Annotated in this window: 10 protein-coding genes; 7 read left to right on the top strand and 3 right to left on the bottom strand. The window is 70.1% G+C overall.

All coding sequences use genetic code 11. The features are described from left to right. Nucleotides 1-18 precede the first annotated feature (18 nt). The 4 genes from GT347_RS09575 to GT347_RS09560 all read left to right on the top strand — a co-directional run bounded on the left by GT347_RS09575 (nucleotide 19) and on the right by GT347_RS09560 (nucleotide 4977). Nucleotides 19-2046 carry an Ig-like domain-containing protein gene (locus GT347_RS09575; protein ID WP_160551735.1) on the top strand — a complete coding sequence of 676 codons (2028 nt, stop codon included), beginning with the start codon at nucleotides 19-21 and terminating at the stop codon, nucleotides 2044-2046. 8 nt (nucleotides 2047-2054) lie between these two features. Next, on the top strand, nucleotides 2055-2585 hold the full coding sequence (locus tag GT347_RS09570; RefSeq protein ID WP_160555287.1) for a shikimate kinase: 531 nt from the start codon (nucleotides 2055-2057) through the stop codon (nucleotides 2583-2585). A 77-nt stretch (nucleotides 2586-2662) separates the two neighbouring features. Continuing rightward, nucleotides 2663-3802, top strand: a complete 1140-nt coding sequence (aroB, locus tag GT347_RS09565) for a 3-dehydroquinate synthase (RefSeq protein ID WP_160551734.1) — start codon at nucleotides 2663-2665, stop codon at nucleotides 3800-3802. Between the two features lie 8 nt (nucleotides 3803-3810). After that, nucleotides 3811-4977, top strand: coding sequence for a deoxyguanosinetriphosphate triphosphohydrolase (locus GT347_RS09560; RefSeq protein WP_160551733.1), 1167 nt, complete (start codon nucleotides 3811-3813; stop codon nucleotides 4975-4977). Between the two features lie 30 nt (nucleotides 4978-5007). On the opposite strand, the gene GT347_RS09555 is transcribed toward GT347_RS09560, so the two are convergent. The 3 genes from GT347_RS09555 to GT347_RS09545 are packed head-to-tail and all read right to left on the bottom strand — an operon-like array spanning nucleotide 5008 to nucleotide 9240. Beyond that, nucleotides 5008-6444 carry a hypothetical protein gene (locus tag GT347_RS09555; RefSeq protein WP_160551732.1) on the bottom strand — a complete coding sequence of 479 codons (1437 nt, stop codon included), beginning with the start codon at nucleotides 6442-6444 and terminating at the stop codon, nucleotides 5008-5010. Between the two features lie 10 nt (nucleotides 6445-6454). Then, nucleotides 6455-7834: a hypothetical protein gene (locus GT347_RS09550; RefSeq protein ID WP_160551731.1), complete on the bottom strand. Its 1380-nt coding sequence runs from the start codon at nucleotides 7832-7834 to the stop codon at nucleotides 6455-6457. 11 nt (nucleotides 7835-7845) lie between these two features. Continuing rightward, on the bottom strand, nucleotides 7846-9240 hold the full coding sequence (locus GT347_RS09545; RefSeq protein WP_160551730.1) for a hypothetical protein: 1395 nt from the start codon (nucleotides 9238-9240) through the stop codon (nucleotides 7846-7848). A 129-nt stretch (nucleotides 9241-9369) separates the two neighbouring features. Here GT347_RS09545 and GT347_RS09540 point away from each other — a divergent pair, with 129 nt between their 5' ends. Genes GT347_RS09540 through GT347_RS09530 form a run of 3 tightly spaced genes read left to right on the top strand, consistent with a single transcriptional unit; the run spans nucleotide 9370 to nucleotide 11571 of the window. Continuing rightward, complete coding sequence (locus GT347_RS09540; RefSeq protein ID WP_160551729.1) at nucleotides 9370-9942, top strand: DUF1415 domain-containing protein; 573 nt, start codon at nucleotides 9370-9372, stop codon at nucleotides 9940-9942. After that, nucleotides 9939-10844, top strand: a complete 906-nt coding sequence (locus GT347_RS09535; RefSeq protein ID WP_160551728.1) for a class I SAM-dependent methyltransferase — start codon at nucleotides 9939-9941, stop codon at nucleotides 10842-10844. The genes GT347_RS09540 and GT347_RS09535 overlap by 4 nt, the downstream gene beginning before the upstream one ends. A gap of 25 nt (nucleotides 10845-10869) precedes the next feature. Then, nucleotides 10870-11571: a transposase gene (locus GT347_RS09530; RefSeq protein ID WP_160551727.1), complete on the top strand. Its 702-nt coding sequence runs from the start codon at nucleotides 10870-10872 to the stop codon at nucleotides 11569-11571. Nucleotides 11572-11622 lie beyond the last annotated feature (51 nt).

Below are 11622 nucleotides of genomic sequence, written 5' to 3'. Positions count from 1 at the left end.
AGACGAGGAAGAAGAGCTATGAAGAACGGGATGGGAACTCTGGCGCGCTGGACGCGTTTCGTGGCGGCTGGCCTGCTGGCCACCGCACTGGTCGCCTGCGGCGGCGGTGGCGGCGGCGGGGGTACCTCGCTGAGCGGAACGGGAAGCGGTTCGTCGAGCAGCGGAAGCGGCAGCAGCGGAAGTACTGGCGGCTCGGGCGGCTCGACCACGATCGCCGCGGCCGTGAGCGTCGCGCTCTACAACTCCGCCGGCACGGCGGTCACCAGCATCGGCGTCGATGGCGGGTACACGGCGCGTGCCAAGGTCACCGACACCACCGGCGCGGTGGTGGCCAGCAAGCTGGTCACCTTCACCCTGAGCGACTCTTCCCTGGCCACCCTGTCGAGCGCCACCGCGCTCACCGACAGCGCCGGCATCGCCCAGGTCAGCGTCACGCCGGTCTCGGTGGTGGCGGTGGGGGCGGTCACCGTGTCCGCGTCCGCGACCATCGGTTCGGCTTCCGTTTCCGGCACATCGGACTTCGCGGTTTCTATGCCCGCATTGACGCTGTCCGCCCTGTCCATCGGATCGACGGGCCTGGCATCCGGTGGCGGGACCACCCTGTCGGTCACCGCGCTTCTGAATGGCGCGGCATCCAGCAGCGTGCCTGTCAACGTGGTGTTCAGTGCCTCCTGCGGCAAGATCAACACCAGTGCGCTGAATGCCAGCGTCACGACCAACGGCTCGGGCGTGGCGTCGGCAACCTACAGCTCCGTGTCCACCGACGGCACCCTGTGCAGCGGCATAGTCACCATCACCGCCAGCAGTTCCGGCGCGACCGCCAAGACGGCGACCATCACCGTCGCAGCCCCGGTGGCAAACGCCATCACCTTCGCTTCCGCCACGCCGGGCCAGATCTACGTCGCCGGCTCGGGCGCGGCCGAGCAGTCCGTCGCCGTGTTCAAGGTACTGTCTTCCGGTACCGCGCTGCCCGGTACCTCCGTCACCTTCAGCCTGACCACCAATCCCGGCGGAGCCGGCATCGGCACCCGTGGCTCCGCCACGCCGGTGACCGTGACCAGCGATTCGAGCGGCAATGCCCAGGTCACCATCTTCTCCGGCACCATCCCCGGACCGGTGAAGGTCCGGGCGCAACTGGTTTCGGACTCCACCGTGTTCGCCGAGACGCAGAACCTGACCATCGCGTCGGGCCCGCCGTCGCAGCGTTTCATGAGCCTTGCCGTCGGGACCTTCAACATCGAGGGTGCGACCCTCGACGGCGCCGCGACCACGCTGACCGTTCGCCTGGCCGATCGCCAGGGCAACCCGGTGGTCGACGGCACGGTGGTGAACTTCACCGCCGAAGGCGGCCAGGTGGCGAGCAGTTGCGCGACCGCCATCGTCGGCGGCATCTCGCAGTGCACGGTCAACTTCCAGTCGCAGAATCCACGGCCGGCCGGTGGCCGGGTCTCGGTGCTGGCCTATGCCGAAGGCACCAAGGACTACACCGACGTCAACTCCAACAACGTCTTCGACCTGGGCACCGACACGCTGCTGCCCACCGCCGGCGGCGGCATCGGCGACGCCTATCGCGATGACAACGAGAACAACGTCTTCGATACGGGCGAATTCATCATCCAGCGCGGTGTCTCGGGCGGCACCTGCTTGGCGGCCGGCTGGCCCTTCCCATCGACCACCAGCTGCAACACCGGTCTGGCGACGACCGTGCGCCAGCAGACGGTGCTGTTCTTCTCCTCGTCCACGCCGGTGCTGAAGAACTTCTCGGCCTCGACCGGAGCCATCACCTTCAACCTCGGCAGCTCGGACTACCCGCTGCTGCCGATGCCGGCCGGGACCACCGTCTCGGCGAGCGGCACCGGCAACTGCAGCATCGGCACCGTCGCCGGCACGCCGGTGGTGAACCGCAGCCCGACCGTCGCCGGCCCCACCGAAGACCGCAGCACCGGGGTCAACATTCCGCTGACCGGCTGTGCTTCCGGCAACGTGGTGACTATCCTGGTCACCTCGCCGAGCGGGGTGCAGACCTCCTTCCCCGTGACCCTCTGAGTGTCTTGATCATCCTCATCGGCCTGCCCGGCTCCGGTAAATCCACCGTGGGCCGGCAACTCGCCCGCCGGCTGCAGCTGCCCTTCGCCGACACCGACACCGTCATCGAGCAGCGCCTGGGCTGCAGCATCCGCGAGTACTTCGAGCAAAAAGGCGAGGACGCCTTCCGCGATGCCGAGCAGGCCACGCTCGCCGACCTGTGCGGCTCGCCCGACACCGGCGTGCTGGCCACCGGCGGCGGCATCGTGCTGCGCGAGGCCAACCGCCAGTGCATGGCCCGCGCCGGCACCGTGATCTACCTGCGCTCGGCGCCCGACGAGCTGGCCCGCCGCCTGCGCCACGACACCCAGCGGCCGCTGCTGCAGGGCGTGGATCCGCTGCAGCGCCTGCGCGAGCTCTACGCCGCCCGCGACCCGCTCTACCGCGAGGTCGCCAGCTTCAGCGTGGACAGCGCGCGGCGCTCGGTGTCGATGATGGTCAGCACCGTGGTCATGCAGCTCGAACTGTCGGGCTTCGGCAAGGCACCGCCCGGCGGCTGAGCGGCGCGCACTACACTTTGCGGCTGCGCTGCCCGCCGTGGCCGCTTCGAAAACAAGCCCCCGTCCGACTGGCCTCCATGTCTACCGCGATCCCTTCCGTCCCCGCAGCCACCAGCCCGAGCGCCACGGTCCATATCGACCTCGGCGAGCGCAGCTACGACATCACCATCGCCGCCGGCCTGCTGGCCGACCCGGCCAGCTTCGACGGCCTGCCGCGCGCGGCGGTGGCGGTCATCGTCACCAACACCACCGTCGAGCCGCTCTACGGCCAGCGCCTGCGCGACTGCCTGGCCGGGCGTTTCCCGGCGATCCACACGGTGGTGCTGCCCGATGGCGAGGACCACAAGGACTGGAACACGCTCAACACCGTGTTCGACGCCCTGGCCGCGCACGGCTGCGACCGCAAGTCGGTGCTGTTCGCGCTCGGCGGCGGCGTGATCGGCGACATGACCGGCTTCGCCGCCGCCTGCTTCATGCGCGGCATCCCCTTCGTGCAGGTGCCGACCACGCTGCTGGCGCAGGTCGATTCCTCGGTCGGCGGCAAGACCGCCGTCAACCATCCCGCCGGCAAGAACCTGCTGGGCGCCTTCTACCAGCCGCTGCAGGTGGTGTGCGACCTGTCCACCCTGGCCACGCTGCCGCCGCGCGAGATGAGCGCGGGCCTGGCCGAGATCATCAAGTACGGCCCGATCCACGACATGGACTTCCTGGCCTGGATCGAAACCAACCTGGAAGCCCTGCGCGCCGGCGACACCGCCGCCCTGGCCCATGCGGTGCGGCGCAGCTGCGAGATCAAGGCCGAGGTGGTCGGCGCCGACGAGCGCGAGGCCGGCCTGCGCGCCATCCTGAATTTCGGCCACACCTTCGGCCATGCGATCGAGGCCGGCGTGGGCTTCGGTGTCTGGCTGCACGGCGAGGCCGTGGGCTGCGGCATGGTGATGGCGGCCACGCTGTCGCAACGCCTGGGGCTGGTCGATGCAGCCTTCGTCGCGCGGCTGCGCACGCTGGTCGAACGCGCGGGCCTGCCGGTGGTGGCGCCGCGCATCGATGCGGCGGACAACGAAGGCCGCTACCTCGAACTGATGCGCGGCGACAAGAAGAGCGAGGGCGGCGAGATCCGCTTCGTGCTGATCGACGGCCCCGGCCGCGCGGTGGTGCGGCCCGCGCCGGACGCCCTGGTGCGCTCCGTCATCGCCGACTGCTGCGCCGCCGGCTGACGCACCGGATGCCGCTCGCCGCCTACGCCTGCGATCCGCGCCAGAGCCGCGGCCGGCGTTTTGCCGAGCCGCCGGCGCCCACCCGCAGCGACTTCCAGCGCGACCGCGACCGCATCGTCCATTCCACCGGCTTCCGGCGGCTGGTCTACAAGACCCAGGTCTTCCTCAACCACGAGGGCGACCTGTTCCGCACCCGGCTGACGCATTCGCTGGAAGTGGCCCAGCTCGGCCGCTCCATCGCCCGATCGCTGGGCCTGGAAGAGGACCTGGTCGAGGCCATCGCCCTGGCCCACGACCTGGGCCACACGCCCTTCGGCCATGCCGGACAGGACGCGCTGCACGCCTGCATGCAGGCGCACGGCGGCTTCGAGCACAACCTGCAGAGCCTGCGGGTGGTCGATGCGCTGGAGGAGCGTTATCCGGATTTCGACGGCCTCAATCTCTGCTTCGAGACCCGCGAGGGCATCCTCAAGCACTGCGCCCGGCCGGCCGCCGAGGCGCTGGAGGCGGCCGAGCCCGGTGGCGTGGGCCGGCGTTTCCTGGACCGCACCCAGCCCTCGCTGGAAGCCCAGCTCTGCAACCTGGCCGACGAGATCGCCTACAACGCCCACGACATCGACGACGGCGTGCGCTCCGGCCTGATCACCCTGGAGCAGCTGGAGGAGGTGAGCCTGTTCGACCGCTACCGCCGCGCCGCCCTGCAGCGCCACCCGGCGCTGGCCGAGCCGCAGGGCCGGCGACGCCTGCTGGCCGAGGCGATCCGGCTGATGCTCAGCGACCAGGTCTACGACGTGATAGCCACCACCGCCGCCGCGCTCGCCGAGGCCGCACCGCGCTCGGCCGACGCGGTGCGTGCGCTCGACCGCCCGCTGGTCGGCTTCAGCCGCGAACTGCGCGCCGAAGCGGTGGTGCTCAAGCGCTTTCTGTTCCGCAACCTCTACCGCCATCCCCAGGTGTGGGCGATGGCGCAGGCCGGCAAGCAGGTGGTGGCCGAGCTGTTCGCCGCCTACCAGGAGGCGCCCGGCGAGATGCGCGGCGGCTACGGCGCCCGGGCGCTGGCGGCGCAGCCGGCCATGCCGCGCCAGCGCATCGTGGCCGACTACATCGCCGGCATGACCGACCGCTTCGCCACCCGCGAGCACGAACGCCTGACCGGCCACCGCGTCTTCGGCTGAGCGGCCCGCCGCCGGGCGCCTGCGGAGTCGTCAGCGTGCACGGCGGCCGGCCGCCGCCAGCCGGGCCGACAGGCGCTGGCTTCGGCTGGCGCGCGGCGCCGGGGCCTGGCGTGAAAAAGGGCGGGCTGTCTCCAGCAAGGCATCGGTGCAGCGCAGCTCCAGCAGGATGAAGCGGTTCCTGAGGCCTTCGCTCAGCAGGCGGTGGCCCGCCAGCAGCCGAAGCTCGCGGCCCGGCAGCCAGGGCCTGGGCAGGGCTTCCAGCATCGCCAGCAGCAACTCCAGGCAGGCCTGGTGGCTGGCCCCGATGGCGCGCACACCGCGCAGCCGATCGGCCATCCAGCCGATCAGGCAGGCCGCCAGCGCGCGCCGGCTGGCCAGGTCCAGGTCGTCCCGGAAGCTGTCGATGAGGCCTGCGCAGGCGCTGCGCACGGCGTCGCTGCCGGGATAGGCGAACAGCAGGTGGGTGAAGGCCGTATCGCAGTTGCTGGCGGCCAGGATCAGGCGGTCCTCCATCTCCAGCCGCTGGCCGGCCTCGCGCAGCGTGGCGAACAGGCCGGCCATCTGCGATGCGTCGAACAGGCGGACCAGTTCGGCCACCACCGCGAGCATCGCGCCTTTCTGGCGGTCGGCCAGCTGGCGCGCCACGCCCAGCATGGCGCCGAACAGGGCCGCGAGGGCGGCCGGCGCCAACAGGGCGCGGCGGGTCTGGAACAGGGCGACATGCACCGAATGGCGCGCCAGGATGACCCAGGCCGCCTCGTCCCGCTCCGGCGTGCCGCGTTCGCACAGCAGGCGGTGGACGGCATGGTGGCGCCGGGCGATCTGCAGCGGGCTCAGGCTGCCCTGGGGCAGGAAGGTGTCGGAGCGGATCAGCTGCGCCAGCGCGGCCATGGCCGGACCGGTCAGCCAGCGCCGGGGCATGTCCCGCGAGCGGACCTGCGCCAGCAGCCGCTCGAACACGGTGTAGGCGCCCTCGCCGCGCAGGTGGGCCAGGCATGTCAGCACGGCCACCCAGAGCGCGTATGCGTCCGGGTCGATGCGTTTTTCGATCAGGCGATCCAGGCTGTCGAGGATGGCCTCGTTGGCGCCCGGCTTGTACGGCGTGTTGGCGCAGATCGCCAGCGCTTCGAAGGCGGGAATGCACTGCGACAGCAGCAGCCGGCCGGTGGGGCCGGGGGTGGCAACGCGCAGCTCTATCCTGCTCAGGCAGGACTGGATGGTCTTCAGGGAGTCGGCCTTTCGGGCACGCCGGTGCAGCGTGTGGGCGGCCACCTCCGCCGGCAGGGCGGCGAAGGTGCCGCGGCATGCCAGCGCGGTGTTGAGGCGGTCGCGGGGCGACTCGAGTCGATCCGCAATGGTGCGCAGCACGTCATGCGGCAGGTCCGCCAGCGTGACGGGCACCGCCGCCGGCGCGGCGGGCACCTGCCGTTGCCAGCAGCAGATCGAGCGGGTGAGTTGCGCAAACATGCGGCGCTTGCTAATGGGTGGCGCACCAGCCGCCCACGGCGGGGCGAGCGGGTTCTGCTGCCGCGGCTTCGTCGTAGCGCTCCGCCAGCGCGGCCACCCGCTGCTGGAGGTCCGGCGGCATCGCCGGCCAGCGACACAGGACCCGCAGGTCGCGGCGCGACAGCGCCAGGGGCGGCAGGTTCTCCAGGAAGTCGACCGCCATCCGCAGGTAGACGAGACACGCGTCGAGGCAGATGCTCCCGTGGTCGCTGGAAGGCCGCGGCGTCAGCCCGAGCACGATGCCAGCCGCCGCGCTGCGCATGCGCGGCGGCAGGTCCTCATGAAGTCCGCGCAGGACCGTCTGGCAGGCCAGTCGCACCTGGGGATCATGCGGGTTGTCACAGAGGAAATGGCCGATGAGAGAAAACAGCATCGATTGGCCGAGCTTCAATCCCGGCACCGGTTCGATGCCGAGACTGGCCTGCCGCATGCGCGTCACCGCGGCAGGCAGGCGCGAGGACGCAAGCAGTTGCAGCAGGTAATCGGCTATGGCCTTGAGCAGCCATCCGCGGTCCGGCAGGGCGAACCGCTCGGCTGCGGACAGCAGGTCATCGAATATCGCGAGGAATTCGGGCTCGGTGAAGTCGCCGTCGGCGACGCCGAACTTCCCCAACGCCCAGGCCTGGCACACGAGTTGGCACCAGGCTGGCAAATCCGCCTGCGGCATCCCGCGTCCAGCGAGCAAGCGGTTCAGCACGTGATAGTGCGCCCGGGCCCTGACGGTCGGAAAGCGCGTGCAGCCGTGCCATCCATCCTCCGCGCACCGGCTCAAGGCCGTCACCACCTCGCTCGTATGCCAATGCGCCGGCCGTCTGAGGAATTCCGCCAGCAGTGGTTCGAACAGGTGGTGCGAGACATGCTCCAGCCGGCTCGCGATGCCGATCATCACCGTCGACCAGAGCTCGGCGGCGTCGCGATCCGCGCGGCTGTCCAGGCCGTCGATCAGCCGGCATGCGGACTGCAGGACGAGGTCCACGGTCTGCGTGCCTTCCTCGTCGATGTCGGGGTTCTCCAGCAATGCGCGCAAAGTCGGGATGCACTGCGGCAGGCTCAGCCGGCCGCCGGGGCCCGCGTGGTCCATCCGGTGTTCGAGCTTGCGAAGCACGGCGGCGACGGCGCCGGGTGAATCGGCCTGTTCTGCACCGCGGATCAGCGCCGCGGCGGTCGTGGCGCCGGGCAGCGCCAGAAACATGGCGCTGCCGGCGTGCGCCAGGTTGGCCGTGTCCTGTACATCGAGATGAAGCGCGATCTGGCGGATCATCTCGGCCGGCATCTGCCCCAGCCCCGGCGAGGACGGCGGTGGGCGCAATCCGCCCAGCGTCCGGGCGGCGTGAGCGAAAGCGGCGAACATCCGGCCCGGCGCTATTGGGTGGCACACCAGATGCCGGCCCGGGACCGCGCGGCGGCTGCGGTTTCTTTCGCGGCCAGGTCCTGCTTGCGCACCAGCGCGGAGAAGCGCTGCACCAGGTCAGGTGGCATGCAGCACCAGGCGCGCATGATCTTCAAGTCCATCTCCGGCAACTGCGTGGGCGGCAGCCTTTCCAGGAAATAAAGCACCTGCTCCACATGGATGCGTGTCGCCTGGTTCGGCTCCGATGCCTCGTAGATTCCATCGTGCGGCGGCGTCAGTGCCAGCACCTTGCACGCCAAGGCGCTGCAATGCTGCGGCTCCAGATGCACGAGGGCGTCGTCCATGGTCTTCTGGCAGGCCCGGTGAACCTCGGCTTCATACGGTTCGTGCGCCAGAAAATCGCACAGCAGCGGTGAGAGGATGGACCCCGTCAGTCGCAAACGCTGTACCGCGTCCAGCCCGGCGGCGGCCTGGCGGAAGCGGGCCAGCGTGGTGCCCAGCCTGGAAGAGGGAATGAAGTACAGCAGGCGCCTGGCGATGGGGTCGAGCAGCGATCCACGGGCATGTTCCGGCCAGCTTTCGGCCTGGGCCATCAGCTGGTCGAAGATCTCCACGAATTCGTCGCGGCTGAATTCCTCCTGGAGGTGGCCGTGGGAGGCGAGGTGCCAGGCGTGCATGACCATGCAGGCCCAGGCCCGAAAGTCCGCCTGGGGCTGCGGGCGCGAGGCGAGCAGGCGGTGCAGCTGGTGGTAATGCGTCCGCACCCGGGCGGTGGGAAGGCGGCCGGCGCCGTCGCGCAGCAGGTAGCCGAAGGACTGGCTCGAGGCCAGCATGACGGCCGCTGTCTGCCAGTGCGCAGGTCTGCGGCGGACTTCCGCCAGCAATGGCTCGAACAGCTCGTGTTCTTCGAGGCGAAGCCGCTGCGCGAAGCCGTCGATCACCACGGACCACAGCGCCAGGGCGCCCTGGTCGTCGGCCCGGGCGCCATCCACCAGCCGGACGGCGCACTGCAGGACGGCCTGCAAGGTATCCGTGCCGTGCGCCAGGCTGACGCATTCCAGCAATGCGGCGAAGGCGGGAATGCACTGCCGCACGCCCAGGGAGCTGCGCGTGTCCGGGTCTTTCACCTGTTCTTCGATCTGCCGCAGGACCGCGGCGATGGCATCGGGCGAGCCGCCCGCTGCGATGCCGCGGGCGGACACCGCGGCAAGCACGTCGCCGGGCGGAGCCGCGAACATGCCGTTGTCGGCGCCTGCGGGATGGGCGGTGCGCTGTTCGTCGAGAAAGCCGGCGATGGCGATGTGCTTGACCGTGTTCGGTGGCGTCTGCGGCAGGGCCTGCGCTGCCGGTGCGGGTGGGTTGCGGCCCGTCAGGGAGCGGAACGCGTGGAGGAAGGTGGCGTACATCCAGCCAACTTAGCCGTGCATCAGCCCGGCTCCTGCATCGGACGCGTGCGGGCGTACACGCGGACGAAGCATGGCCCCCGAACGCCTTGCCATGCGGCTGGCGGCTAAACTCCGCCTTCCGTCCCCACCATGCCTTCCAGTTCCACCGCCATCGCCGACACCCGCCGCTGGGTCGAGCGCGCGGTCATCGGCCTGAACCTCTGCCCCTTCGCCAAGGCGGTGCAGGTGCGCGGCCAGGTGCACTACGCCGAATGCGCCAGCGACGATCCTGCGCAGCTGCTGGAGGCGCTGCTGATCGAGGCCCGCGCGCTGGCCGAACTCGACAGCGCCGAACGCGACACCACCCTGCTCGTGGCCACCGGCTGCCTGGCCGATTTCCTCGACTTCAACGATTTCACCGGCGAGGCCGAAGACCGCCTGGCCGAAGAAGGCTTCGAAGGCGAGCTGCAGCTGGCCAGCTTCCACCCCGACTTCCAGTTCGGCGGCACCGAGCCGGACGACATCGGCAACGCCACCAACCGCTCGCCCTGGCCCACGCTGCACCTGCTGCGCGAGGCCAGCATCGACCGGGCGGTGGAAGCCTTTCCCGACGCCGAAGCGATCTTCGGCCGCAACATCGAAGTCCTCGAACAGCTGGGCGCCGAGGGCTGGGCCGCGCTGGACGTGGGCCGGGGCTCGGCGCCCGATCCGGAGTCCGCATGAAGAAAAAGCCCCACTCCGCGCCGACGGAAACCCTGCCGCCGGAAGTCCGCCCGGGCCAGTCGATCGAGCTGCTCAAGGAGCTGCACATCCTCACCCGCGACGGCAAGCTCAACCAGGATTCGCGCCGCAAACTCAAGCAGGTCTACCACCTCTTCCAGTTCATCGAGCCGCTGCTGCGCGAGCTGCCGCAGCAGGGCAGGGCGGCCACGCTGGCCGACCATGGTGCGGGCAAGTCCTACCTGGGCTTCATCATCTACGACCTGTTCTTCAAGTCGCTGGAGGAGGGCCGCATCTACGGCGTGGAGACACGCGCCGAGCTGGTCGAACGCTCGAAGGCGCTGGCCGAGCGGCTGGGTTTCGGCCGCATGTCCTTCCTCAACATCTCGGCCGCCGATGCCGCCGCCGACGAGGCCCTGCCGGAGCGCATCGACGTCGTTACTGCCCTGCATGCCTGCGACACCGCCACCGACGACGCCATCGCCTTCGGCCTGGAAAAACAGGCCCGCGCCATGGTGCTGGTGCCCTGCTGCCAGGCGGAGGTGGCGGCACAGCTGCGCGGCCAGAAGGCGCTGGCCCTGTCGCGCACGCCGCTGGCCGAGCTGTGGCGCCATCCGCTGCACACCCGCGAGATCGGCAGCCAGCTCACCAACGTGCTGCGCTGCCTGTACCTGGAAGCCTGCGGCTACTCGGTCAGCGTGACCGAACTCGTCGGCTGGGAGCACAGCATGAAGAACGAGCTGATCGTCGCCCGCTATACCGGCCAGAAGAAACGCAGCGCCGCCGCCCGCCTGCATGCGCTGCTGGGGCAGTTCGGCCTGGGCTCGCTGGCGGCGGAGCGTTATCCGCTGGCGCCCCTCCCCGAGCCGGCCGCCGCTGCCGAAACCGAGGAAGCGGCCGGCTGAGCCAAGCCGGCCCGCGAATCCCGCCATGGCGCGCCTGCCCCGGCTGACCGTCCCCGGCCAGGTCCACCACCTGATCCTGCGCGGCAACAACGGCCAGGCCGTCTTCCACGACGACCAGGACCGCGAGCGCCTGCTGCAGCTGCTGCAGGACCATGCCCGCGAATTCGCCATCGCCGTGCACGGCTACGTGCTGATGGACAACCACCTGCAGCTGCTGCTCACACCGGTCGACGACCGGCTGCCGCGCTACATGCAGGCCGTCGGCCGGCGCTACGTGCGTTACTTCAACGACCGCCACGGCCGCAGCGGCACCCTGTGGGAGGGCCGTTACCGCAGCACCGTGATCGATGCCCAGGCCTACCTGCTGCACGCCATGGCGCTGCTCGACCTGAAGCCCGTCGCCGCCGGCCTCGCCCCGCAGCCGGAGGCCTGGCCCTGGTCCAGCCACCGCCACTACATAGGCCGTCTCACCGACCGGCTGGTGACGCCCCACGCCCTTTGCTGGGAACTGGGCAATACCCCCTTCGCCCGCGAACTGGCCTATGCCGAACTGGTGCATGCGGGTGTGCCGGGGGAGGTGCAGGCGCAGCTTCAAGGGGCCACCCTGGGCGGATGGGCACTGGGCGGGTCGGAATTCCTGGGGCAGCTCACGAAAACCACCGACCGCCGGCTGACGCCGGGCAATGCCGGACGACCATCGCCCAAACGCGAAAAACCAGGCGCGTAAGAAATTTCAGTTGAAATTCATGGCCTTGCGGGCGAATTTAATATGTCCCCA

The sequence above is a fragment of the Xylophilus rhododendri genome, from assembly GCF_009906855.1.
Lineage (GTDB): Bacteria > Pseudomonadota > Gammaproteobacteria > Burkholderiales > Burkholderiaceae_C > Xylophilus > Xylophilus rhododendri.
The sequence above is the reverse complement of the archived record's forward strand: the minus strand, read 5'-3'. Positions and strand labels throughout refer to the sequence as shown.